Consider the following 24,856-nt stretch of genomic DNA (forward strand, 5'->3'; position numbering starts at 1 on the left):
CGTACAAAATAGAGTTACTACCTATGCCATCCTCTACCTAGTTAGATGATATCATGGTATTCCAGGAAGACGACCGAACGGCTGCTGACGGACGCCAGGAAGACGATCGAGCGGCTGCTGACGGACGACCACCGCCTGGCTCGCCGGTCCTGGAGGCGATCCTGAAGAACGCTCGCGATCGGCAGCATCTCGGTCAGCGACTCGACGCGGCGGGCGATCGTGTCGACACGGATCTGCTCGGCGACATCGTGCGTCACGGACCGGTGCTCGAAGCGCTCCGCACGGAACCGCTCGATCGTCGGGAGATCGAAGCGCGCCTGAACGTCTCTCGGGCGACGAGCCACCGCTTCACCCAGTGGCTCGACGAGCAGGGGTTCGTCGAAAAGGTCGAGGGCCGGTTCCAGTTGACGGGGCGTGGTGAGGCCGTGGCCGACGAGATGCTCCGGTTCGAGGCGAACGTGCGTACCGTCCACCGGCTGGCACCGCTGCTGGACGTTATCTGTGAGGACCACCAGGAGTTCGTCATCGAACCGTTCGTGGATGCGAGGGTAACCCTCGCCGAACCGGACGCCCCCTACCAGCCGGTCAGGCGGTTCGTCTCGTTGCTCCGCGAATCGGAGACCTTCCGCGGGTTCAACACGACGCACATGGCACCGCTCGTCCTCGGCGAGTTTCACCACCAGATCTTCGAAGAGACCGACACCGAAATCGTCTACCTTCCCCGCATCGTCGAGACGCTCTTCGAGACGTACCCCGAACGCGCCCGGGAGGCGATCGATCGCGGGCACCTGGCCCTCCGGACGCGCGACGAGTTGCCGTACGGTCTCGCGATCTTCGACGAGCGCGTCGGGATCGGGGGCTACGACGAGACCACCGGACTCATGCAGGTGTTCGTCGATACGGATGCGCCGATCGCACGCGAGTGGGCCAGTCGGGTGTACGATTCGATCAGATCGGATTCCAAACCCCTCGACGAGGGAGAGGATCTGACCCGATGACCCTGGCGACCGTTCCACGATACGACGGCGATCGGGTCTCCGGGGAGGGGAGGCGTGCAGTGGTAGTCGGAGCGAGCGTGGCCGGTCTCGTCGCGGCCCGCGTCCTGGCTGACGCGTTCGAGACCGTCACGATCGTCGAAAAAGACCGACTCCCCGACGAACCAGTCGCCCGTCGCGGGGTCCCCCAGGCCCGCCAGCCACATCTGCTGTGGGAAGCCGGACGGGCGACGCTGGACGACCTCTTCCCGGGCTACAGCGAGGAGTTGCTCGCAGCCGGCGGGGTATCGATCGACGGACGCCGGGACCTCCTCCAGTACAGCCAGGGGGACTACCTCGCCAGCGGGACGAAACAGTTCCGCCTTCACCTGGCGACACGACCGCTGTACGAGCAACTGGTCCGGCGGCGGGTCTCCGAACTCGACGGGGTTCACGTGCGGTCTCGCTGTCAATTTCTCGAGTACATCTCCGACGATGCGGCGACCGCTGTGCACGGCGTAACGATCCGGAATCGAGGTGGCGAGACAGAGGCCCTGTCCGCCGAACTGGTCGTCGACGCCACCGGCCGGACGAGCCGGACGCCCGCCTGGCTCGAGAACCACGGCTACGCGTCGCCTCCTCGTGAGAAGGTGGGTATCGATCTGGGCTACAGCACCGCCGTTATCGACCGTCCTGCCGACGACCGCCGGACGGTTGGCGTGCTGGCCGAGGCACCTCGTACCCGCGGTGGCGCGGTGATGCCGATCGAAGGCGATCGCTGGCTGGTGAACCTCCACGGCATGCACGGCGACCACCCCCCGGCGGATGCGGCGGGATTCACGACGTTCGCGGCGAGCCTTCCCACTCCCGAACTGAAGCACCTCCTCGACGAGTACCAGTGGAGGGCCGACGACATCGACCAGTATCCGTTTCCGGCCAACCGCCGGTACCGGTACGAGGAACTCGATCGGGTCCCCGAGGGGTTGGTCGTCACTGGCGACGCGATCGCCAGCTACAACCCGATCTACGGCCAGGGGATGTCGGTCGCCGCACTCGAGGCCCTGGTGCTTCACCGCGCGCTCGCGGAGGGCGGCCGCGAGGATCTCGCGCGCCGCTTCTTCCACCGGGCCGCGGCAGTCGTCGACATCGCGTGGACGATGGCGGTCGGTGCCGACTTCGGATTTCCGGAAACGCGCGGCCGGAAGCCTCGCGGAACGGCCTTCTTCAACTGGTATCTGAAGCGACTGTTCAGGAGTGCTCATACCGACGGTTCGCTGACCGACGCGTTCGTGCGCGTGCTCATGATGGAGCGGCCCCCCAGTTCACTGCTGCGTCCGGGCGTCGCGTGGCGCGTGCTCAGACCGTCTCGCAGAGTCGAACAGCCGTTGGGCGGGCGTGTCGCTGGTCGCGACGACGAGTAGGAGCCCGTCTCGCCAGTCGGACGCGGTTCGACCGGACGGGGAACGGGCGTGCGAAACCAGCACTCCGTCGGCAGCAGAGTCTCGGATCCCCCGTCGATGAAGACTCGACGGATCGATCGGTAGCAGCGAGCCGGTTCACTGCCGGACGAACGTTTTTCCACGGCATCGTGGAGGTGAGAGTATGCGCCTCGTGGAGATCCTGATCCCGAAACGAAAGCGCGAAGCCGTCGAGGAGGTGTTAGAGGGAGAGGATATCGACTACACCCTCATCGAAGAAGAGAGTCGCAGCGAGCCCTCGGTCGTCATCACGTTCCCGCTTCCGGCACCCGCGGTCGAATCCGTCCTCGACGACGTCCGAGAGACGGGGATCGACGAGGATTCCTACACCGTGATCGTCGAGGCGGAAACCGTCATCTCCGAACGGTTCGACGACCTCGAACAGCGATACGCCCGGAACACCGCGCGCATCTCTCGCGAGGAGATGCAGGCGCAAGCGAAGGACCTCACCCCGCGATTCAGCACGTACATCGTCATGACGATCATGAGCGTGGTCGTCGCGACCGCCGGCCTGTTGCTCGATTCACCGGCGGTCGTCGTCGGGTCGATGGTGATCGCCCCGTTGATCGGACCCGCGCTCGGTGCGAGCGTCGGCACGGTCATCAACGATCGCGCGCTGTTTCGTCGGGGGATCAGGCTCCAGGCGATCGGGCTCGGCGTCGGCATCGTCACCGCCGCCGCCTTCGCGTTCGTCGTCCGGACAACCGGGCTCGTCTCACCGATGATCGACCTCTTCGAGATTTCGGAGATCCAGGGACGGTTACGTCCAGATTTGCTCTCGCTCGTCATCGCGATCGGTGCCGGCGTGGCTGGTGCGTGGACGCTCACTGCAGGCACGTCGGCTGCCCTCGTCGGCGTCATGATCGCCGCGGCGCTCGTTCCGCCCCTCGGCGTCGTCGGCATCGGTCTCGCGTGGGGTCTCCCGAAGGTCGCTCTCGCCGCGGGCGTCCTCGTCCTCGTCAACATCCTCACGATCAACGTCACCAGCCTCGCCGTCCTCTGGTACAAGGGATATCGACCGGAGAACTGGTTCCAGCAGGACGACGCTCGCGTCGCCACGAAAAAACGCGCCGTCGTCCTGGCCGTCGCGATCGTCGCCCTCTCGGGGTTTCTCGGCGGCGTGACGTACGACACGTACCGGACCGGGGCCTACGAGGAGGACGTCAACGAAGACGTCGCCGCCGTCCTCGATTCGCCCGAGTACGCCGACCTGACACTCATCGACGTCAGAATCGAGTACACCGACCCGATTCCGTTCCGCCAGCCGGAACGGGTCGTCGTCACGGTCGGCCATCCGATCGGAACCGACCCGCCGCCGATCGGCGACGAGATCCAGTCCCGAGAGAGCGTCCACGCCGAATCGGCGATTCACCTGCCGACCGGGCCGGTCGTCGAGTCCAACCGTGCCGAGGTGGTGGTCCACTACACCGAGATAGAGCAGTGATCAGAGTAGCCGGTACCAGTAGTATAGGTGGCTCTGGACCCGCATATCGGCGGTTGCTGGGTCGGCGTTTCTGAAACAGTTCCCGAGTCGGGAGGCGTTCAGCTAGACAGTGCCGGCGCCAACCTTAGATAGACCTGACCGTACCAGGAGAGCGATTATAAATCATGAGCAACGACGAGGGACGACGGCTGGTTTCTCGTACTATCGAGGGAGTGGAAACGCTGGTCAGCACCGAATCCGGCGCGTGAGATTTCCGTCGATACTGCACACGCTGTCTGAACGTAGCGATCAGTTCAAATCGCGTGTGAAACGAGGGCGCCGACTGCTACGTACCGACGATAATCGAACACGGTCCTGCTGTTTGCGTTCATTCGGACCTGTCGACCCGATCCGATGACGTCGATCGACCGCCGATCGGGTTCGAAACCGAACTGGTCGCGTACTCGTGGCGCTTCCCCTCGAGTCGCATCGTCGTGAGCGCCTTGTGGGTCGCTGGCTCGGCGAACAGGGCCGTCTCGTCCCGATCGACCCGCTCCGTCGAAACGACTCCCGACCCGCGGAGGTCCTCGAAGGTCGATCGACAGTGATCGCGAACGATCGCCCAGCACTCGCGGGCGTCGACTGGCGTGGACTCGACGAGCGCGACGAACAGTTCGGTCAGGTGATTCTGGAACAGCGCGTAGAACAGCTTCCAGTGGAGGTCCCGCTCGTCGTCGGCTTCGATATCGGAGTCGGGATAGATCTCCATCGAGAGGCCCCGTTCTGCAAGTCGCTCTTCGTGGACGCGGATCCCGCCGAAGTCCCGGACGAGGGTCCCGGTCGGCCGACCGTCCTCGAAGACCACGTAACTGTTCTGGAGGTGCGATTCGAGCGCAATCCCGTACGCGGAGAGCAGACGGAGCTGGTCGGTGACGACGGCCGAGACGTAGGCGTCGACGAAGGCCCGCGTTGCGTCCGCGAGATCGGTCGCGTCGATCGCGTCCGCGTACCGGTCGACGGCCTCGCGAACGAGCGGGTCCCCCGTCGCGGGCGAGTCGGCGACGAGCACAGCCGCTGGGACGACCCGCCCGTCGGTACCGACGAGTCGATGGGATCGGGGGTTCGATCGAACCAGTCCGGACAGGTGTCGCACGTCGTCGTACGAGTCGCCGTCGACGTGGGGACCGCCGGGCGGATAGTAACAGGTGGCGGCGGGTTCCGAGAGGAAGCCGAGTCCGGAGAACGCCGCCGAATCGGCGATTTCGCGGAGCAGGCGCGTCACCCGCGGGCCGTTGTGGACCGCCTGCGGGGAGACCGTCCGCTCGACGTTCGTCAACTGGACGCCGATCGCGAGTTTGCAGTGGAGCGGGGCGGTCGGGGCGCTGTCTTCGGCTGCCGCGTACGGAACGACCGTGCGGAGATTGAGCAGCGGCGTCGCCGACCGGACGAAATCCGGTATCGGGACGACCGTCCCGTCCGCACGCTGGCTCTCGTACCGGTCGGGGAGCACGTGCTGGAACTGCCACGGGTGGACCGGGATTACCGCGTACTCGCCGGCGTCGGTCGGCACCGTTCGCGAAACCGCGTCGGCGAGCCCGTCGAACGCCGTATAGAGCCGATCGGTCAGCGATCGGTCGTCTATCGACGTCTCCCGCACCCGTTCGGTGTGGACGGCGACGAAGCGGACGTCGATCGAGCCGGTGAACTCGGGTGCGTACGCCAATCCTGCAGTCCCGGCCATCCCGCGGCGGATCTTCGCGCTCGGGTGAAGCGGGTGGCCGTCGGTGACGAGGCGTTCGAGTGCGGCGGGAGCGTCGGCGGCGCGGAGCCTCCGGGTTACGTCCTCGGGGTCGGAGCCTGGACCGAGAATAGTCCCGGCAGAGCCAAACGAACGTCGGTGATCGCATCGGGCCACCCGGGCCAGCGCGAGGTTCGCGGTGCTCTCGGCCAGTTCCCGCTCGATCCGAGCGGCCTGCTCGACGTCGCGAAACGCCTCCGATCGCCGCAGGAGCGCCGCGAGGTCGAGCGGGTGGTCGAGATCGACGATCCCGGCCACCGCAAGCCGACGGATCGGCTCAGCGAGCCGCAGCCGACCGTAGCCGTACTCCCCCTCGATCGGGGCGCACACGACCGTGGCCGGTTCCGGAAAGGGCAACAGGGCGACCCGATCGCAGCCGTCGGGGACCTGGAGAGAGCCGTCAGTCCAGTTCGCGTCGTCGAGCGTCGGCACCATGCGCCGGGCGATCGTCGTGGCGGCGGTCGGCCGGCACGTTTCGGGGTCGGGAAGCGCGTCGGGAGAACCACGCACTAGCCCGCGGAGCAGCCGTCGAGTGGCGATCGATCGGGCTGTGGGGAGTACCGACAGGTACGCGGTTTCGGGCGGGTTCGCGAGGTCGTTCGCGTCGGCGTACCGCGTCGCAACGGCGAACGCGTCCCGTTCGGCGGCGGTTCGTAACTGCACGTCGACCGGGCCTGTGACGTCCGTCATCCGTCGGTTCCTACGGTAGGCGGGGCCAAGAACCTCGGTGACGGGGGCTCGCGCCGAGGCCCTCCGGGCCGGCGATCGGTTCCGCTCAGGGATGCCACCGGAGCCCACTGTGCTCGACGGTGTATTCTCGATCGCCACACGACGGACACACCGTCCCGCCACGACCCTGATCGAACGTCCGGTCCGGAATTCGATGCTCGAACCCGCAGGTCGAACAGACGATCGTTACGGGCACGGGTGGTGGCTCCACCGCGACAGTGTGTAAGTCTGGGGGCAGTGGGTACGTCTGGGAGCGGCAGGATACATCCCTCAGGTCACGTGATGCGCGTTCGCGTCACTCCGCGTCGGGCGAGGCCGTGATGATGACGACGGCTTCCCCGTCGATCACGGTCTCGCCCTCGTCGTTCGAGACGGTCGTCTGGAGGCGGTACTGGTCGTTGCCGAGGGCTTCCACGATCGTACAGTCGGCGGTGACGGTGTCGCCGACGTCGACCGGTGCGAGGAACTCGAGGTCCTGCGAGAGGTAGATCGTGGTCCCGGGGAATCGGGCCAGCGCGGCGCTGATCGTGCCGGCGACGAGCGTGCCGTGGGCGATCCGATCCTGGAACCGGGTCGCTTCGGCGTAGTCGTCGTCCAGGTGTAACCGGTTCGTGTCGCCGCTCACCTGTGCGAACGCGGAGACGTCGGTCTCCGCGATCGGTTTGCTGAACTGGACGCCGTCACCGACCCCGAGGTCCGAAACCTCGGCGACCGATCGTTCCATCGTCCAGGTTTCGTCACTGCAGGCGACCGACGGGACCGATTCGGACTCCTCCGTCGCGGTCGCTTCCCCGTCGTCTCCACGCTTGGCTGACGATGGAGAGAGCCCCATCGCTGCCAGGAACGCGTTGTTGGCTTCGACGTAGCTGTTTACGACGTGCTGTGAGATGTTCGCCCAGTGCTCGTTGATCGCTGCCGAATCGACGTCGACGGATTGCGGTGATTGACTACTCATTGGTTTCGCCTGCTGTGGCGGATCGTTCGTCGAGAGATCGATCGCGCGGCGGCAACACCGACTCCGTGCGGTGCCGTCCAAACGTTGGACGTCAGTCTTCTTTTACTCCGTTCCAAAGCACTTTGGACGGTCCGTCGAACGACGGCGCGATTTCGGTTCCGACTCGATCGCTACGCCAGGGGCAGTCCTTCGAAGAACGTCGTACTCGCGTCGTTGAACGCCCGTGGCCGATCCTGATTGACGAGGTGGGCTGCCCGGTCGATCGTCAGCCAGGTGCCGTCGTCGATGGCCGTCGCGATCTCCTTTCCCTGCCGTTTCACGAGCGGAGCCTCGTGGGCCCCGTGGACGACGAGCGTCGGCGTGTCGACGTGCCCGAGTTCGGGCGGTTCGTACCGGTAGAGTGCTCCGAAGACCTTCCGGAACTCCAGTCGGGAGAAGTCGCCGACGGCGTCTATCGCTTCCGATCGGACCTCGGGGGAGAGTGCCAGCCACGGCGTCCCCGTCGTCGCTCGAATGGATCCCAGCATCGATCGGAAGGTCGTCTTCGGGCCGGTCATCGTCAGCGAACTCGACAGGGCAGGAAGTGGCGACAGCCACGGTTTGAGGTCCGTCGGCAGATCGACCGGCGGCATCGACTGCACCGCGCCACACATGATCGCGCCCGCCGCCCGATCGGGGTGTCGGTCCAGGTACTCCTGGACGACCATCGACCCCAGCGAGATCCCGCAGACGATCGGCTCGTCGATCCCGAGGTGGTCGAGCAGCGCCTCGAGGTCGTCCGTGAAGAGTTCGATGGAGTACCGATCCGGTTCGGTCGCGCCCGTCTTGCCGTGGCCGCGGACGTCGAGCGTGACGACCTGATAGTCGTCTTCGAAGTGACTGACCTGGTTCGTCCACGCCTCGCCGTTCATCCAGCCGCCGTGGACGAACACGATCGGGTGGCCGTCACCTGCAGTCTCGTACCAGAGGGTGCCGTCGTCACGCGAGAGTTCTGTCATCTCCCTGTTCTGGGGGCCGGACGCGTATAGTACGACGGGTTGCGTACGAAGCCGCTGAGAATCGGAGCGCGTCGGGATCGGAACGGGGTCGAACGGGAACCGTCCGCAACGGCGCAGTTCCGGCGTCGAGATTAGCGATCGCGTGCAGCGTCGACCTCGGCGTCGGTGGCGCTCTCGGTGTCGACGCCGATCCAGCGGTCCCAGAACGGTTCGAACTCGGCGTCGTCCTCGGTGATGCGGTCCCACTCCGCGAGGCCTCGCTCTTCGCGGGTGCCAGGGATCGTGTTGTCGAGCACGAGCGCCGCGAGGCCGCCGACGGCCATGCCGGTCGAACCGATGATGTAGACGGTGTCGACGACGGCCTGTGCGGCGGCTTCGATCCAGATCGCAGCGGCCGTGTCCGCGACGGCGATCGCCCCGATCAGCGAGTCGATCGTCGCCTCGAGACCGACGGTCTCGCGGAACGCGAGCGTGCTCTGGAAGTTACCCATGTACGCCGGGATCGCAAGCCCGACGAAGAGAGCAAAGCCGATGATGAAAGTATTCCGCGAGGAGTCGAGGTCGACGTGGCGCAGATTCGAGACGCCGACGGCGACGATCTGGCCGAACATGGCAATGAAGAGGCCGCCGACGATCGGGCCCGGGATCGTCGCGATCAACTGGCCGAAGTAGCCGACGAAGCCGACGAACAGCATGATGACGGCTCCGATCTGGACGACGTATCGCGAGGCGACGCCGGTCAGGCCGATCGCGCCGATGTTCTCGGAGTAGGAGGTCGAACCGGCGGTCCCCATCACGCCGGAGAAGACGTTCATCAGCCCCTCCATCCCGATGCCGTGATTGATCCGTTTCTCGCTCGGGGCTCCCGACCCCGAGAGGTTCGCCACCGCGTAGTAGTCGCCGATGCTCTCGACGATCGAGGCCAGCACGCCGGCGAACATCCCGACGACGAAGGCGGTCGTCACCTGGGGCATCCCCCACTGGAGCGGGTAGATTGGGAGCAGCAGCCGGCTGTCCCTGACCTGCTCGAGCGGGACGTAGCCCGGATGGTCGCTCTCGAGGACGGGATCGATAGATAGCGGGCCGACCGTCACGTCGAGCGAGAGGGCCGCGGCAACGATCCAGGCGATAACGAGCGCCAGAATGACCGGATAGAGACGGAACGCCCTGTGTTTGACGTCGAGGTACTGCGAGAAGAGGAGTATCAGGCCGAGCGTGAGGGCCAGCAGGGGCCAGCTCTGGTTCGGCGTCGTGATCTGCGGGGCGCTGAACAGCGAGAGGCCGATCAGCGCGATCGTCGGCGCGATGACGACCGGCGAGAGGAACCGGCGGAGCTTCCCGACCAGTCCGAAGTACCCCATCGCGACCTCGACCGTCGCCGCGACGATGATCGCACCCTGTAACTGCAACAGCGCGGCCTCCCAGCTCGGCTGTCCCGAGACGCCGCCGGCGGTCACGACGGCGACGATGGCCAGCGCCGGCGCGAGCATCGAGAACGGCGCGCCCTGCACGATCGGGTACCGGTTCCCGAACGTCGTCTGGGCGAGCGTCGCGATCCCGGAGACGACGAAGAACGTTCCGATGAACCGCGCGGTCACGCCGGGATACTCCGTCATTCCCATCGCACTCGCCAGGATCAGCGGCACCGCGATGTTCGCGCCGACCATCGTCAGGTAGTGCTGGACCCCGAGGACCATCGATTCCCCCACCGGTGGCCGATCGTCGATACCGTACTCGATGTCGTCACCGGCCGCGGTCGTGCCGGCTGCGTCGTCCGTCATGCTCCGTCGTCGGATAACGGCCCAGCCCGCTCATAGGGGTGTTGATCCGCGGTCGCCCGTACTCTCGGCAGCGGGTACAGTAACTGGGCGCCGATCGCGGACGTAGCCGGTCCGCGATCGAGGGAGTGACGGGCTAAGAGACGGACGATCAGAAAACGACGCTCCAGACGTGGCCGCAGTTGTCACACTCGAACGTCCGTTTCAGTCCACTTTCGAGCACCTGCCGCGCCGTTTCGACGCCAGTGCTGTGCAAACAGTCCGGACAATCAACATCTCCCACAGTACTGTGCACTGCGTACCGGGCCGTCGTAAACGATGCCCCCACACACTTTGGTAGCACGGACGCCGTCGAAACCGCAGCAGGTGAGTGGTGCCGGTTTCGTGTCGGTCAGTACCGACTATCGCTCCGACGCCGCCCGCTCGGCCGCGGCACGAACCGTCTCCGTCGACAGCGACGACAGCGAGACGAGTTCCCCGTCGGTCTCGCCAGCGACGAGTTCGGAGAGGCCACCCCGCGAGTCGGTCCCCGCGTCCACGACGACGACGTGCGTGTCGTCCGTCGCGAGCGCACGGGCGGCCCGTCGAGTCGCCTCGGTCGGACTCCCCTCGGCTACGTTCGCCCGACCGTCGGTCACGACCACGACCACAGCGGCGTCGGTCCCGGCCCGATCGAGGACCCGCCGCGATGTCTCGAGGCCGGCGGGCAGCGGCGTCCGATCGCCGGAGGGGAGGTCCTTGAGGTGGCGCGCGGCGAGCGTGACGCTGTCGGTCGGCGGCACCAGGACGTCGGCGTCCTCGCCCGCGAAGGCGACGAACGCCACCCGGTCGCGCTGCTGGTAACTGTCCCGGAGCAGGTCGAGGACGACGCCCTTCGCGGTCCGCATCGCCGGCCGCATCGAGGCGCTCGCGTCGACGGCGAAGACGATCGTCACCGACGTCTCCCCGGCCCGGACCGACTGTCGGAGATCGCCGTTCTCGACCCGCGTCTCGCCCCGGGTCGCGGCCGATCGGACCGACGCGGCGGCGTCGATCGGGCCGTCCCCGGACGCGGGTTCCGTCCGGACCCGCGCACCGCGGTTGTCGACGCTCGGCGTCGTGGTCGCTCGCGATCCGGTCCCGCCGCCGGCCCCGTCGAGTCCCGGCGTCTCGAGGTCCGGCGCTCGCGCCTCGCCGATCTCGGCCCGCCGTTGACCCGGGACGATCGGGGTCGCTGTTTCGCCCTCGTCGTCACCGTCGCCGCTGTTGCCGTCACCGGTTCCGTCGTCGCCGTTCCCGTCGTCACGATCCGGTTCGCTCGACCCGTCGCCCTCGCTGTAGTTACCGTCACCGCCGAGTTCTGCAGGTGCTGGAGTCCCGGCAGCAGTGTCGTCGGTGTTTCGAGGATCTTCGGGAGGAGAACCGTCGGCTTCGTCGCTCCCACCAGCGGCCGCATCGCCCGATCGATCCCCGCCGTCCGATGTCGCCCGTTCTCCGTCGCTCGACTCGCCACCTCGAGTACCGTCCCCGGCCGCGTCGTCGCCCGTGTCGCCCTCGCTGCGACCGACGTCCGTCTCGTCGACATCCCTCTCGGCGTCGTCCCCGTCGGCCTCACGGTCCGGATCGCTCTCGTGGAAGTGCTCCTCGAGCAGGTCCGCTATGTCAGGCGTCTCCTCGAACGGCGTGCTCCGGAGGCGGTGGGGAAGCGTGTACGTCGCGGCCTCGCGGACGTCGGACTCGATGACCGTCGTCCGGCCGTCGAGCGCGGCCAGCGTCAGGGCGGTGCGTGCCGTCGCGACGTCCCCCCGGTGGCCGTCGACGCCGGCCTCGAGACAGAGCCGGGCGATCTCCTCCGTGAAATCCGTCGGGAGGTCGACCCTCGGGAGCAGGTCGCGGGCGTCGGCCAGCTTCTCGCGGAGCCGATCGACCTCGTCGGCCGTGGCCGGGTCGCGGTCGTCGCCGTCGCCCGTCTCGCCCCGCGCGAGCGCCCGATCGATGATCTCGACTCGATCGTCGATCTCGCGACAGCCCTCGACGCTGGCCTGCAGGGCGAACCGGTCCCGGAGCTGTGGTCGGAGGTCGCCCTCCTCGGGGTTCATCGTCCCGATCAGCGTGAACTCCGACGGGTGGACGACGCTGGTCCCGTCGCGTTCGACGGTATTGGCGCCGCTCGCGGCGGCGTCGAGGACGACGTCCACCAGGTGGTCGTCGAGCAGGTTGACCTCGTCGACGTACAGAATCCCGCGGTGGGCACGGGCGAGCAGGCCGGGATCGAACTCCGCCGACCCCGCGAGGGCGTCCTCGACCGAGAGCGTCCCGACGACCCGATCGCGGGTCGCCCCCAGCGGGAGCGTGACGAGCGGAACGGGCCGCGTCTCGACGGGTAAATCGTCGGCGTCGCGCGCGTGGCAGTCGTCACACTGCAGGTCCGGATCGGTCGGCGAACAGCCGTACCGACAGTCCGCCACGACCCGCTGTTCGGGCAGGAGATCCACGAGCGCCCGCACGGCCGTCGACTTCGCGGTCCCCTTCTCGCCAGTGATCAGGGCTCCGTCGAGGTCGTCGTTGGCCGCAACGGCCAGCAACACCCGCTTCAGGTCGGCCTGTCCGACGATCGCCGGAAAGGGGAGTGACGATAGCTTTTTGCCCCCGGCGTTTGCAACCATACTTGCGCTAATACAATAGAGGTTTAAAAACTCGATGGCACGGATCGGGATCTACACCGCGACGGCGAACGAACTCGGCTCGATCGGCCGGGCGGCCGAGCGCCTCGAGGACGTCGAACTGGTCGTTCGATCGGAGAGCGATCTCGACGACGAGGCCGCGATCGAGGAGTTCGTCGAGGAATTGACCGACGCCGCGGCCGCCATCTTCTGGCTGCACGGCGCCGAGGATAGCATGCCGGGGTACGACTACGCGACTGGCGCGCTCGCAGAAGCGGGCGTGCCGCTGATCGTCAAGTCGACCGGCGACGCCTTCGCCGTCGAGGATACGACGGTCTCCGCGGCCCACCGCGATCGGGTCTACGAGTACCTCGAGAGAGGCGGCACGATCAACGTCGAGAACTGCTGTCGGTTCCTCGCCGCCGAGTACGCGGGGCGGGACCTCGAGTACGACGACCCCACGGAACTGCCGACGGAGGGGGTCTACCACCCCGATCATCCGGGGATCGAGTACGAGGAACTGCTCGCGACCCACGACCCCGAGAAGCCGACCGTGGCGATCTGGTTCTACGAGTCCCACTGGACACACGAGAACACCCGCTACGTCGACGCGCAGGTCTGGGCGCTGGAGGAACAGGGCGCGAACGCCCTGCCGATCTTCTGCAATCCGGCGACGGATTCGGACGAGCAGGAAGACGCCGAGTGGGTGACTGATAGTTGGCTCATAGACGATGCGGGTCAGCCGATCGTCGACGCCGTCCTCTCCTCGTTCATGTTCTCGCTCTCGATGGACGAACGCGGCCGGAGCGCCAGCGACGAGGGCCAGAGCGCGGAAGACGTCTTCCTCGATCGACTCGGCGTCCCCGTCCTCCAGACGGTGACGACGATGCGATCGCGATCGCGCTACCAGTCCAGCGACACGGGCGTGATGGGATTCGAACTCGCCCTGTCCGTCGCCTTGCCGGAGTTCGACGGTAACGTGATCACCCACCCTATCTCGGGGAAAGAACGCACCGACGACGAGGCCGGGATCGGCAGCGCGCCGAAACACCACTTCCCGATCGAGGATCGGATCGACCACGCGACCCGTCTCGCGGTCAACTGGGCGAAACTCCGCCACACGCCCAACGAGGACAAGCGGGTCGCCGTCGTCCTGCACAACTACCCGCCGAGCGACGACGGAATCGGGACGGCCTTCGGTCTCGATAGCCCCGAATCGACGGTGAATCTGCTCGAGGAACTCGAAGCCCGAAACTACGACCTCGGCGGTGAGATGCCGGACAGCGGCCAGTCCCTCGTCGAGACGCTCACCTCGCAACTGACCCTCGACGATCGCTGGATCGCACCCGAGGACGTCCGCGATCGCTCGATCGACGTCGTCTCACCCGACACCTACGCGGCGTGGTTCGCCGAGGCCGACGATCGGTTCCAGCGGAACGTTATCGAAGAGTGGGGTGCCCCACCGGACCGCCCGTTCGCGATTCCGGGCGTCGAGTTCGGCAACGTCCTCGTCACCGTCCAGCCCCCGCGCGGGTTCGGGCTGGATCCCTCGACGGTCTACCACGATTCCGATCTCCAGCCGCCACACGACTACTACGCCTTCTACGGCTGGCTTCGGAATACCTTCGAGGCCGACGCCGTCGTCCACCTCGGGACCCACGGCAGCCTCGAGTGGCTCCCCGGCAAGACCGTCGGCCTCGACGGCGAGAGCGCGCCCGATCGACTGATCGACGACGTCCCGAACGTCTACCCCTACATCGTGAACAACCCCGGCGAGGGGACCCAGGCCAAGCGCCGGTCGTACGCCGCGATCGTCGACTACCTCACGCCGGTCATGCGATCGGCGGGCACGTACGACGAACTCGCGGAACTCGAAGAACTGGCCAACCAGTACCGCGAGGCCGGGATGGAAGACGCCCGGAACGACGACGGTGAGCACCTCGAGACCCTCGTTCGTGAGACGGTCGACGAACTGGATCTCGCGGTCGAGTTGAGGATCGCGGGGACGGTCGACGAGCAGGCAACCGTCCGCGGCCCGGACGAGGCCGGTTCGACGCTCGCCGAGGGTGCGATCGAAGGCGACGAGGTCGATATCGACGAACTCGTCGAACGGGTCCACGAGTACCTCACGGACGTCAAGACGACTCAGATCCGGCTGGGACTGCACACCATGTCCGAGCCGCCGCAGAGCGATCGGCTCGTGGAGTACCTCGTCGCCCTCACCCGACTCGAGAACCCCGGCGCGCCGAGCCTGCGCGAGAGCGTGGCCGGCGCGCTGGGCGTCGACTACGAGACGATGCTCGAGTCGCCCGGCGAGTACGACGCGACGCTCGGGCTGACCTACGCCGAGGCCGCCGACGTCGTCTACGAGACGAGCGTCGACCTGATCGAGACGCTCGCCGAACACGACTTCGACGTTCCCGAATCCGAGCGAGAAGCCGGTCCCGGGGACGAGGTGAACATGAACCTCCTCGTCGTCGACCTCGAGACGATCGGCGATTCCCGGGCGAAATCGGGCGCTCACGACGACCTGCGGAAGGTGCTCGCGTACATCTGCGAGGAAGCCCAGCCTCGCGTCCAGGGTTCCGAGGACGAAATTCCGAGAACGGCGGACGCCCTCTCGGGGGAGTACGTCCCGCCCGGCGGATCGGGCGCGCCGACCCGCGGCGGCGTCGACCTGCTGCCGACCGCGCGGAACTTCTACACGCTCGACCCGCGCAAGGTGCCGGCGAAGGCCGCCTGGCAGGTCGGAAGCGAGGTCACGGAGGGGGTGCTCGATCGCCATCTCTCCGAGACCGACGAGTACCCCGAGGAGATCGGCGTCGTCGCGTGGGGAACCCCGACGGTCCGCACCCGCGGTGAGACGATCGCACAGGTGCTCGCAATGATGGGCGTCGAACCGCGGTGGACCGACGCCGGCCGGATCGACGACGTGGAACCGATCCCGATCGAGGAACTCGGGCGGCCACGAATCGACGTGACGACGCGCGTCTCGGGTCTCTTTCGGGACGCGTTCCCGGCCGCGGCGGGCGTCATCCACGACGCCGTGGACGCGGTCGTCGACCTCGACGAACCGCCGGAGTTGAACTTCGTGAAGAAGCACGTCGAGGAAGAGGCCGAAGCGTTGCAGGACGCGGAGGGACTCGGCGAGTCAGAGGCCCGAAAAGCCGCGAAACACCGCGTCTTCACGACGAAACCCGGCGGCTACGGCGCCGGGACCAACAAGGCCGTCGACGAGGGCAACTGGGACGATCGCTCCGACCTCGCGTCGGTCTACGTCCAGTGGGGCGGCTACGCGATGGGTTCCAGGGGACGGGTCTCGGACGCTCACGACGCCTTCGAACGTCGCCTCTCGAGCGTCGACGCCACGGTCAAGATCGAGGACACGATGGAACAGGACGAGTTCGACTCCTCGGACTGGTACGCCTTCCACGGCGGGTTCATCTCCGCCGTCTCCGAAATCTCGGGCGAAGAACCGGCCTCCTACGTCGGCGACTCCTCGGACCCGGACAACGTGGACGTCTACACGAACGAGGAGAAGGTCCGCAAGGCGATGCGATCGCGCGTGCTCAATCCGGACTGGCTCGAGTCGATGGAAGAACACGGCTACAAGGGCGCCGGCGATCTCTCGACGACGGTCGACGTGACGCTGGGCTGGGACGCCACCACCGGCCTCGTCTCCGATACGCTGTGGGAGGAGGTCGCGGAGAAATTCGCCTTCGACGACGATCGCCAGGAGTGGCTGCGCGACGTGAATCCGTGGGCGCTCGAGTCGATCACGGACACGCTGCTCGAGGCGATCGAGCGCGACCTCTGGGACGCCGACGACGAGACGATCGATCGTCTGCGCGACCTGAATCTCGAGATCGAAGGCGATCTGGAGGCGCGGACGACCAACGACGCGATCGAGGTGACGACCGATGACTGACAGCAATCAGGAGTTCGACAGAGAGTACGCCGACCTGGGAGCAACGACGCAGAACGCGATGGACATCGCCGAGACGAGCATGGACATCGTCAGGCAGTTCGTCCCCGACGAGACGCTCGCGGATCGGCTTCGCCAGAAGTCGGTCCACTCGATGGGCGACATCGAGTTCCAGCACCTGATCCGCTTTACGGGCGCGGACGACCTCGGCGACGACGAGGACGCTCCCGTCCGTGCCGGCGCGCGGGCCGTCCTCGACGAGGCGGCCGTCATCACGGACATCACGATGGTGAAAGCCGGCGTCACGGGCCGCGGCCACAACTGCGACGTGTCGAAGGCGATCGGTCACGGGAAAGAACTCGCCGCGGAAACCGGGATGACCCGGACCGCGGCGGCGATGCTCGAACTCGACAGGGAGGACGCATTCGAGGGGGCGGTCGTCACGATCGGCAACGCGCCGACCGCGGCGTTCGCCCTCGCCGACTGTATCGAACAGGGCACGCGACCGGCGGTCGTGGTCGCGAACCCGGTCGGCTTCGTCAAGGCCGAGGAGAGCCGCGAGCGCATCCGCGAGGTCAGTGAGGCCTACGGCGTGCCGGCGATCACGCACGTCGGCCGCCGCGGCGGGAGCGGCCTCGCCGCCGCACTGACGAACGAACTGATCCACGTCGCGAAAGATCACCGTACCGGCGAACTCGAGGACGACCTCGCGTCCGATCGCGGTGGGACGGACGCATGAGCGACGACTACGATCTCGACAGCGGGCCGGATCCGGCGACGTTCGCGGCCGCCGACCCGGAACCCGACATCGACGCCGACGATCCGGTCTACGCCGTCGGCGTCGGACCCGGGAATCCCGAGTACCTCACGCCGCGCGGCGAGCGGGCGCTCCGCGAGGCGGACGTCGTCGTCGGCTTCACCACCGTCGTCGAGTTCGTCGAAGACGAGACGGACGCCGATCTGCTCACCTGCGGGTACAAAGACGAGGCCGACGCGCTCCGGGAGTTCGGCGACCGCGTGGCGGCCGGCGAGTCGGGGACCGCCGTCGCGATGGGCGATCCCAACCACTCGGGCTACCAGTTCGTCGGAAAGGTTCAGGATGCCGTCGAGCGCGAGGCCGATCGTCGCTCCGTCGCTCCTCGGGCCGTCCGGGTGATCCCCGGCATCTCCTCGCTGCAGGTTGCGGCCAGTCGCGCCCGGACGCCGATGGAGGACACCGAGTTCATCACGCTTCACAAGAGCGGCGATCTGGAGGCCGACATGGATCGACTCGCCGAGGCGGTCGACGATCGCCACCTGCTCGTCCTCCCGCGGCCGTACGATCGGATGCCGGGCGACATCGCCGAGTTCCTGCTCGCGGCGGGCGCTACACCCGATCTCGATGCGCTGGTTCTCGAGAAGCTGACTCACGACGACGAAGAGATCCACCGGTTCACGCTGGCCGAACTGGCCGAGCACGCCGGCGGAGACGGCCGGGAGGACACGCCGTTCTCCGATCTCGTCGTACTCGCCGTTCGACAGCCGAGATGACGTCGGTGCCCCTGCCGATTCGGTATGCCGACGCGTCTGGCGCCGTCGCTGGTTCGGAGCCGGCGTGAGACGGCGTTCCAAAAAACGGGACGTCACCGCTCGTCTCTCTTGTACTCGTTGAGAACCGTCGCGATCGTGTTCGACACCTCCTCGATCGCGGTGTCGTTTGTCTTCCGGAGATCGCCTTCGTCCCGCGCTTCGCCCAGATGACGGAGCGCTTCCCGGAGGTGATACTCGGTTCCGTGGTGGTCGTCTCCGTTCATGGGTGATCGGAGCGGCAGGTATGGGATTGAAACGGGTAAGCGCATTGGTGGTCGACCGGTCGATCGCGTCCGATCCCGGGTCGATCGTCGCCGCGGCGGTCCGTTACAGCAGGAGAACGAGCGCGATTCCGAGGCTCGCACTGCCGAGGAGTATCGCACCGATAGCCAGCGCTATCGTCCTCGCGCCGGCCGCCCTCGTCACGCCGACGTAGACGACCTGTTCGGCTATCGTCAGCAGTACGAGTCCGAGCCGGGTGACGTCGGACGGAATCGACGGCTGGACCGTCTCGATCACGAGCACGATACCGGCGACAACGGCGCCGATCGCGAACGCCGATCGAAGCCGGAACGGTGTCTCGAGTTCGCCCGCCGGCCGCTCGTGTCGTTCGATTCGGATCCACAGCAACCCGGTGACCGCACCCCCAACGCCGGCCATGGCGACGAACGGCAGTGCGACCGAGCGGGCGAGCGACGGGCTGACGATCCCGACGACGAGTAGATTCCGGGGAAACAGCATCGTCACCGCAATCGCGGCGGCGAACGCGTAGATTCGGGAGAACGCCGGATACCGCCGCACCTGCTCCGTGAGCGACGTGATCGTCAACCCCGGTGATACGCACCCGCCGACGGCCGCGGTGACCCCGATCGCGGTCGTCGGATCGACGACTCTCGAGAGGAGGTAGCCGAAAAAACTCAGGCCGGCGACGAACACGACGACCGACCAGACGCGCTGGGGGTTCACCCCGAACAGCGCGTCGAGGTTCTCGTTCGGGAGTACCAGGAGGACGACGATGAGTGCGAGGAATGTAATCGCTGCGTCCAGATCGTCGCGGTCGATCCGTTCCGCCAACTCGTTACGCATCATCGTCGGTATCGCGGGGAGGCCCCTCCGGATCGTCTTCGGCGGCCGATTCCGAGGATCGGTCGAGCCGTTCGACGGTGCCGCGACTCCCGTCGATCCGGATCCGCTCCCCCGTTCGGATCTCCGACGTCGCGTCCGAGACCGAAACGACGGCCGGAATCCCGTACTCGCGCGCGACGAGCGCTCCGTGAGTCATTTGCCCGCCGACCTGCATCACGAGTCCGGCCGCGTTCAGAAAGAGCGGCGTCCACCCCGGATCCGTCGATGGCGCGACGAGGATCTCGCCTTTTTCGAGGGATTCCCCGGACGGGTCGCGAATTACGCGGGCGGGTCCTTCCACGACGCCTGACGAGACGGGCGTGCCGGTGAGCGTCCCGTCCGATCGATCGCCGTCCTCGACCGCCGTCGGCGCTTCTCCCTCGCTGGTGAGCAGCGGCGGCGCGGTCATCGACGCGGCGCGATCGTGATGCCGCCGGCGAGCGTCGACGTCCGCGTCGATCGGCGCGTCGGTTTCGAGCGCGGCGAGCAGTTCGTCCCTGCGGAGGTACCAGACATCGTCGGGACGATCGAGGCGGCCCTCGGCGGCGAGCGACTCCCCGGCGTCGGAGACTGCCTCGTGGACGGCCGCGAAGAAGTGTGCCACACCCTGCTTGGGGTACTCTCGAAGCTGGATTCCGCCCCGGTACGCCCGAATCAGCCGTCGCACCACTGCCTTCCGTACCGGTCCGAGCGCGCCGCGATCGGCGCGCGCTTCGAGTCGGGCGGCCGCGTCCTCGGCGTCGCGTTCCAATCGACGGAGGTGTTCCCGATGCGCTCCGGGTTCGGTCCCCGCGAGATCGCTCCGGATCGTGCGTATCAGCGTCTCGGGATCGTCGGTCCAGCGCGATCGACTGAGGTCGATCTCGCCGCTCGCCCGGTGGCCGAACTCCCCGAGGAAGTCGTTGAGTTCGGTGACGAAGACATCACCGCCCTCCGCGGCCCGGATCTCCGCGAGCGACGCCTCTCGTTGGAGCGCAGCGCGGACCTCAGGGTGCTCGCGAGCGACGGCGGCGAGGTCCCCCAGTCGCTGGTTCATCCGCGTGACCAGTTCCATCTCGAGTCCCTTGCCGATCGCGTCGAGTTCCGCGTCGGCATCGGGAAACAGGCGTCCGAGCGCCTTCCGGGCGAGAACGCTCGCTACCAGGAGGGGACCGATGCGGGGCAACAGTCCGCCGAGAACCGCCGCGAGGTCGAATTCGTCGACGGCGACTCGGACGCGATCGGTGAGCGTCTCCGGTTCGCGAACTCGGGAGGCGAGTTCCTCGCCCCAGGCCTCGATCTGGGCTTGCTCACGCTCGGGATCGGGCGAACCCGTGAGGAACGTCCGGAGGAATCGACCGATCGCTTTTGGGAGTACGGGAACGAGCTTCGGTGCCCTGCGGCGAACGATCCGGCCCACGGCACGGACGTCTGCGAACAGTCTGCGATCGGGGAACGCGTCGCGACGCCGAACGAGCAACTCTTCGAGCGCGTCCGACGCCGGTTCGTTCGCCGCCGCGAGCACGGTCGGAATCAGCCGTCGGAGCGGCCCGATTCGGAGAAGCGGCGTCAGATCGACGTACACCCGGTGGCCGGCCTCGACCGCCCACGGCGCCCCGGCGTCCTGCGATCGGATTCGCGTCGCCGTCCGCTCGAGGAAACCTCGCCACCAGTCCACGACGAGCGGCGGCAGCGCCTCCGGCATCGCCTGCTGGTGTCCGAAACTGAAGTAGACGCGGAGACGATCGTCGCCGGGAGCGGGGGACGGCAGCGGGAACAACGACGTGATCGGCCGAGATTGGAGAACGATACAGTCACCGTCGACCAGCGCCCACTCGATATCCTGCGGGGTACCGAATAGCTCTTCGACGCGCTCGCCGAGTTCGACGAGTTCGCGCAGTTGTGCGTCCGATAGCACGCGCGATTCTCGTTGCGTCGACGCCACCGCCACTCGTTCCGGTCCGTTTTCGTCGGTCCTCGCACGAAGGGCGTGGCTCTTATCCCCGATTTCGTACTCGAGTATCTCTTCGGTCCGTCGATCGACGCGGGCGTTGTCGGGCGAAATCTCTCCTGCGACGACCGTATCACCGAGACCGTAGTTGGCGTCTACCGACGCGACGTAGCGGTTTCCCGTCACGGGATCGGCGGTGAAGAGGACGCCGGCCGCGTCCGGATCGACCATCGCCTGGACGACCACCGCCATCGCGACGTCTGCGTGCGAAACGTCGTTCCGCAACCGGTAGGAGACGGCTCGCTCCGTAAACAGGCTCGCCAGACAGTCACGGATCCGATCGAGAACGGCTTCTCGCCCGCTTATTCCGAGGAACGTCTCGTGTTGACCCGCGAACGAAGCCGTCGGCAAATCTTCGGCCGTCGCGCTCGATCGCACGGCCACGGCGTTCGCATCGAGCGCGTCCAGGCGCGCTTCGATCGCCCGCCGAATCGGATCGGGGACGTCTGCGTTCCGAATCCGCTCTCTGATCGCGGCGCTTCGCTCACCGATCCGATCGACGTCCGACGGATCGAGATGGTCTACTGATTCGATCGCCCGTCGCGTTTCGGCGTCGGCGAGGAGCGTCCGATAGGCGGCCGTCGTCACGCAGAACCCGGGCGGGACGGCGAAGTTCGCGTCGACGAGCCGCGCGAGAGTCGCCCCTTTCCCGCCGGTGACGGTGGCGTCCGTCGCCTCACCGTCCTCGAACGAGACGGCGTACGTCGCGCTCTCCGAACCGACCCGACTATCCCTCATGGTCACCGTCCGTTCCGCGGTTTTTCTCACCGGCGGCACCCCTCGAGACCGCGGTAGCTGCCGATTCGCTGATGATCATGCGAGTATATAGGATGAGGACAAAATAAGATTCTCTGGCGACCATAGTCGCGATATTTAAATAAGACCGCGGTATCGAGTGACGCATGAAGTACGTACGAGTAACCGGAAAACCGGATCCGGAACGAGCGCCCGAGTTCTTCCGGGTGTTGGCGGGATCCTCGTACGTGACCGAAGCCCGACTGTTCGACCTGAACGTGTCGCCGGGCGGGAAGCCGACGGGCCTCTTCGAAGTGGACGGAGACGAAGATCGGGTCCGTACCGAACTGAACGGGTCGAACGGCGTCCGGTCGGTCGAGACGGCACCCGTGACGGACGGGACGTTCAATCTCCTCGTCACGCTCGATCCGTCGACGGTGGCGCTGCTTCGGGACGCGTTCGGGGCGATCACGCAGGAGGGAATGGTCGTTGCGAAACCCGTCGTCTACCGCGACGAACGGGTTCACTCCCGTATCGTCGGCAGTTCGTCCGCCCTGCAGGCGGCGATCGGCAAGTTCCCGTCGGATATCGAACTGGAGATCGACACGATCGGCGAATTCGATCGCCGTCGTGACTCGCCGCTCTCGATGCTGAGCGATCGCCAGCGGGAAGCGGTGGTCACGGCGTTCTCGCTCGGATACTACGACCATCCACGGGAGGCCACGCACGAGGACCTGGCCGATCGGATGGGGTGTGCGCCGAATACGGTATCGGATCACCTGCAGAAAGCCGAGAAGAAGATCGTTACCGCACTGCTCGAGTCGAGATCGGCGCGATAGGGAGGCCGTGGCCCCGGTATCGAGTCCGCTGCCGCGGCTGCTCCGAGGGACGGGTTGTTGGCGTCGGCCACTCCGAGACGATGGCCGATCAGGTAAGTCGTCGGAACGCGACCGCGATCGGGGGCGAGCGGGACGAACTGCACTACGGGTCGGTCGAGAGCCCGCCCGTCGCGGTCGTGAACGTACGACGATCGAACCGGATCGAAGCGGATAGCGTTCTCGGGAGTACCCCGACTGCGGGCCCAGAAATCTTCGAATTCCCGTTTCCTTTCCGCCGGATCGATCGCGGCCACCGACGGATTCAAGTTCACTTGTCGTAACTCAAATACAATGATCGTGGATAGCACGGCCAACGCGTTCGAACGAATCACTGCGGGGGTCGATCGGGTCCCGGAGCGAGACCGATGAAGGGGTTCGTGCTCGGCGGCGTCAGCTCCGGCGTCGGCAAGACGGTCGCGACGCTGGCGATCGTCCGGACTCTCGCGGACGCCGGCTACGAGGTCCAGCCCGCGAAGGCGGGCCCGGACTTCATCGACCCGAGCCACCACGAGGAAATCGCGGGACGTCCCTCACGAACGCTCGACCTGTGGCTCGAAGGCGAGGACGGCTTGCGGCGCAACTACGCCCGCGGCGAGGGTGATATCTGCGTCGTGGAGGGCGTGATGGGCCTGTACGACGGCGACGGCTCGAGCACCGCGATGGTCGCTGAAGCCCTCGGGTTGCCGGTCGTCCTGGTCGTCGACGCCGAGGCGGGCATGGAGAGCGTCGCGGCGACCGCGCTCGGCTTCCGCGAGTACGCCGACGCGATCGGTCGCGATGTCGAGGTCGGGGGGATCGTCGCCCAGCGCGCCCACGGCGGCCGCCACGAACAGGGGATCCGCGACGCCCTGCCCGAGGCCCTCGAGTACTTCGGCCGGATTCCGCCGTCTCCCGACCTCGAGATCCCCGATCGCCACCTCGGGCTGGAGATGGGCGAAGAGGCGGCGCTGCCGAGGGACGCGTTGCAGGACGCCGCGGAGACGATCGACGCGGAACGACTCGCAGCGGTCGCAACGGAACCGCCCCGGCCGGAAACGCCGGTCGAAGCCGCCGATGCCGTCGACGCCACTGTTGCCGTCGCCAGCGACGCGGCCTTCTGCTTTCGGTATCCGGCGACGATCGAGCGGTTCCGCGAGCGGGCCGAACTGGTCACGTTCTCGCCGATCGCGGGGGATCCGGTTCCCCACTGTGACGGCGTCTACCTCCCCGGCGGGTATCCCGAACTGAACGCCGAGGATCTCGAGTCTGCGGGGACGCTCTCGGAACTCGGCGATCGGGCGAGCGAGGGGCTCCCCGTCCTCGGCGAGTGCGGCGGTCTGATGGCCATGAGCCAGTCGCTGACGACCGCAGAGGGTGATCGGAGCGAGATGGCCGGCATCCTGCCGGCCGACGTGACGATGCACGATCGCTACCGGGCGCTCGATCACGTCGAACTCGAGGCGATCGAGGGAACGCTGACCGCTCGCGCCGGGGAATCGATCCGCGGCCACGAGTTCCACTACTCGAGTGCGAACGTGGGTCGCGACGCCCGGTTCGCGTTCGAGACGGTGCGCGGCGACGGCATCGACGGCGACCGCGACGGCCTGACCGAGTACGAGTCGCTCGGCACCTACGTGCACGTTCACGCGGAGAGCGGGGGGTTCGATCGATTCCTCGAGTCGATCGAACGCTGACCCCGTTTTCCACTGCCGTCACGCTCGAACCGTCACGACCGAATCCGCGTGACCGGTGGTAGCACGGGTTCGAGCCCGGTCTCGGCGCGCTGTTCTCTGCCTTCGGACCGTTCGTCGATCGTTGTCGAGCGACTCGTCGTCCGCGTCGCACAGGAGGTGCCCCTGCAGTCGATCGACCCGTGGATC

General features: G+C 66.9%; 16 protein-coding genes. 8 read left to right on the top strand and 8 right to left on the bottom strand.

The genetic code is table 11. From position 1 onward, the window contains the following. Nucleotides 1–53: 53 nt before the first annotated feature. The 3 genes from MUG98_RS05930 (at nt 54) to MUG98_RS05940 (ending at nt 3,896) form a co-directional block, all read left to right on the top strand. Nucleotides 54–998 (top strand): helix-turn-helix transcriptional regulator, encoded by a 945-nt coding sequence (locus MUG98_RS05930; protein WP_265111222.1) that lies wholly within the window; start codon nt 54–56, stop codon nt 996–998. Beyond that, the gene (locus tag MUG98_RS05935; RefSeq protein ID WP_265111223.1) at nt 995–2,395 is read left to right on the top strand and encodes an FAD-dependent oxidoreductase; all 1,401 of its coding nucleotides are present in this window, start codon (nt 995–997) and stop codon (nt 2,393–2,395) included. Before MUG98_RS05930 ends, MUG98_RS05935 begins: the two co-directional genes overlap by 4 nt. Before the next feature lie 181 nt (nt 2,396–2,576). Then, nucleotides 2,577–3,896 carry a TIGR00341 family protein gene (locus tag MUG98_RS05940; protein WP_265111224.1) on the top strand — a complete coding sequence of 440 codons (1,320 nt, stop codon included), beginning with the start codon at nt 2,577–2,579 and terminating at the stop codon, nt 3,894–3,896. A gap of 367 nt (nt 3,897–4,263) precedes the next feature. On the opposite strand, the gene MUG98_RS05945 is transcribed toward MUG98_RS05940, so the two are convergent. From MUG98_RS05945 to MUG98_RS05965, 5 genes are all read right to left on the bottom strand, one after another. After that, a complete protein-coding gene (locus MUG98_RS05945; protein WP_265111225.1) occupies nt 4,264–6,363 on the bottom strand; it encodes an IucA/IucC family protein in 2,100 nt (699 codons plus the stop codon). Nucleotides 6,364–6,697: 334 nt separating this feature from the next. Next, nucleotides 6,698–7,357, bottom strand: a complete 660-nt coding sequence (locus tag MUG98_RS05950; RefSeq protein ID WP_265111226.1) for a MaoC family dehydratase — start codon at nt 7,355–7,357, stop codon at nt 6,698–6,700. Nucleotides 7,358–7,527: 170 nt separating this feature from the next. Beyond that, a complete protein-coding gene (locus MUG98_RS05955; protein ID WP_265111227.1) occupies nt 7,528–8,355 on the bottom strand; it encodes an alpha/beta fold hydrolase in 828 nt (275 codons plus the stop codon). 131 nt (nt 8,356–8,486) lie between these two features. Then, entirely contained in the window at nt 8,487–10,136 is a 1,650-nt protein-coding gene (locus MUG98_RS05960; RefSeq protein ID WP_265111228.1) for a uracil-xanthine permease family protein, read from the bottom strand. A 398-nt stretch (nt 10,137–10,534) separates the two neighbouring features. Then, nucleotides 10,535–12,778 carry a VWA domain-containing protein gene (locus tag MUG98_RS05965; RefSeq protein WP_265111229.1) on the bottom strand — a complete coding sequence of 748 codons (2,244 nt, stop codon included), beginning with the start codon at nt 12,776–12,778 and terminating at the stop codon, nt 10,535–10,537. Nucleotides 12,779–12,812: 34 nt separating this feature from the next. Between MUG98_RS05965 and cobN the strand changes: the two genes are divergently transcribed. From cobN to MUG98_RS05980, 3 genes are read left to right on the top strand one after another with little or no spacing between them, the layout of a single operon-like run. Beyond that, nucleotides 12,813–16,703 carry a cobaltochelatase subunit CobN gene (gene cobN / locus MUG98_RS05970; protein WP_265111230.1) on the top strand — a complete coding sequence of 1,297 codons (3,891 nt, stop codon included), beginning with the start codon at nt 12,813–12,815 and terminating at the stop codon, nt 16,701–16,703. Then, a complete protein-coding gene (locus MUG98_RS05975) occupies nt 16,696–17,439 on the top strand; it encodes a precorrin-8X methylmutase (protein ID WP_265111231.1) in 744 nt (247 codons plus the stop codon). The genes cobN and MUG98_RS05975 overlap by 8 nt, the downstream gene beginning before the upstream one ends. Further along, nucleotides 17,436–18,230: a cobalt-precorrin-7 (C(5))-methyltransferase gene (locus MUG98_RS05980; protein WP_265111232.1), complete on the top strand. Its 795-nt coding sequence runs from the start codon at nt 17,436–17,438 to the stop codon at nt 18,228–18,230. Before MUG98_RS05975 ends, MUG98_RS05980 begins: the two co-directional genes overlap by 4 nt. Before the next feature lie 92 nt (nt 18,231–18,322). On the opposite strand, the gene MUG98_RS05985 is transcribed toward MUG98_RS05980, so the two are convergent. The 3 genes from MUG98_RS05985 to MUG98_RS05995 form a co-directional block, all read right to left on the bottom strand. Further along, entirely contained in the window at nt 18,323–18,493 is a 171-nt protein-coding gene (locus MUG98_RS05985; RefSeq protein WP_265111233.1) for a hypothetical protein, read from the bottom strand. 103 nt (nt 18,494–18,596) lie between these two features. After that, nucleotides 18,597–19,355: a DUF4010 domain-containing protein gene (locus MUG98_RS05990; protein WP_265111234.1), complete on the bottom strand. Its 759-nt coding sequence runs from the start codon at nt 19,353–19,355 to the stop codon at nt 18,597–18,599. Continuing rightward, entirely contained in the window at nt 19,348–22,122 is a 2,775-nt protein-coding gene (locus MUG98_RS05995; RefSeq protein ID WP_265111235.1) for a PEP/pyruvate-binding domain-containing protein, read from the bottom strand. The genes MUG98_RS05990 and MUG98_RS05995 overlap by 8 nt, the downstream gene beginning before the upstream one ends. A gap of 164 nt (nt 22,123–22,286) precedes the next feature. On the opposite strand from MUG98_RS05995, the gene MUG98_RS06000 reads away from it, so the two are divergent. Both MUG98_RS06000 and MUG98_RS06005 read left to right on the top strand, forming a co-directional pair. Further along, nucleotides 22,287–22,958 carry a helix-turn-helix domain-containing protein gene (locus MUG98_RS06000; RefSeq protein ID WP_265111236.1) on the top strand — a complete coding sequence of 224 codons (672 nt, stop codon included), beginning with the start codon at nt 22,287–22,289 and terminating at the stop codon, nt 22,956–22,958. Nucleotides 22,959–23,362: 404 nt separating this feature from the next. Then, nucleotides 23,363–24,670, top strand: a complete 1,308-nt coding sequence (locus tag MUG98_RS06005) for a cobyrinic acid a,c-diamide synthase (protein ID WP_265111237.1) — start codon at nt 23,363–23,365, stop codon at nt 24,668–24,670. The last annotated feature ends 186 nt before the right edge of the window (nt 24,671–24,856 follow it).

The organism is Halosolutus halophilus (genome assembly GCF_022869805.1).
In the GTDB taxonomy this organism is placed as follows: domain Archaea; phylum Halobacteriota; class Halobacteria; order Halobacteriales; family Natrialbaceae; genus Halosolutus; species Halosolutus halophilus.

Coding starts and splice junctions, on each gene's coding strand:
- MUG98_RS05930 (WP_265111222.1), top strand. CDS start 54: ATGGTATTCCAGGAAGACGACCGAACGGCTGCTGACGGACGCCAGGAA.
- MUG98_RS05935 (WP_265111223.1), top strand. CDS start 995: ATGACCCTGGCGACCGTTCCACGATACGACGGCGATCGGGTCTCCGGG.
- MUG98_RS05940 (WP_265111224.1), top strand. CDS start 2,577: ATGCGCCTCGTGGAGATCCTGATCCCGAAACGAAAGCGCGAAGCCGTC.
- MUG98_RS05945 (WP_265111225.1), bottom strand. CDS start 6,363: ATGACGGACGTCACAGGCCCGGTCGACGTGCAGTTACGAACCGCCGCC.
- MUG98_RS05950 (WP_265111226.1), bottom strand. CDS start 7,357: ATGAGTAGTCAATCACCGCAATCCGTCGACGTCGATTCGGCAGCGATC.
- MUG98_RS05955 (WP_265111227.1), bottom strand. CDS start 8,355: ATGACAGAACTCTCGCGTGACGACGGCACCCTCTGGTACGAGACTGCA.
- MUG98_RS05960 (WP_265111228.1), bottom strand. CDS start 10,136: ATGACGGACGACGCAGCCGGCACGACCGCGGCCGGTGACGACATCGAG.
- MUG98_RS05965 (WP_265111229.1), bottom strand. CDS start 12,778: ATGGTTGCAAACGCCGGGGGCAAAAAGCTATCGTCACTCCCCTTTCCG.
- cobN (WP_265111230.1), top strand. CDS start 12,813: ATGGCACGGATCGGGATCTACACCGCGACGGCGAACGAACTCGGCTCG.
- MUG98_RS05975 (WP_265111231.1), top strand. CDS start 16,696: ATGACTGACAGCAATCAGGAGTTCGACAGAGAGTACGCCGACCTGGGA.
- MUG98_RS05980 (WP_265111232.1), top strand. CDS start 17,436: ATGAGCGACGACTACGATCTCGACAGCGGGCCGGATCCGGCGACGTTC.
- MUG98_RS05985 (WP_265111233.1), bottom strand. CDS start 18,493: ATGAACGGAGACGACCACCACGGAACCGAGTATCACCTCCGGGAAGCG.
- MUG98_RS05990 (WP_265111234.1), bottom strand. CDS start 19,355: ATGCGTAACGAGTTGGCGGAACGGATCGACCGCGACGATCTGGACGCA.
- MUG98_RS05995 (WP_265111235.1), bottom strand. CDS start 22,122: ATGAGGGATAGTCGGGTCGGTTCGGAGAGCGCGACGTACGCCGTCTCG.
- MUG98_RS06000 (WP_265111236.1), top strand. CDS start 22,287: ATGAAGTACGTACGAGTAACCGGAAAACCGGATCCGGAACGAGCGCCC.
- MUG98_RS06005 (WP_265111237.1), top strand. CDS start 23,363: ATGAAGGGGTTCGTGCTCGGCGGCGTCAGCTCCGGCGTCGGCAAGACG.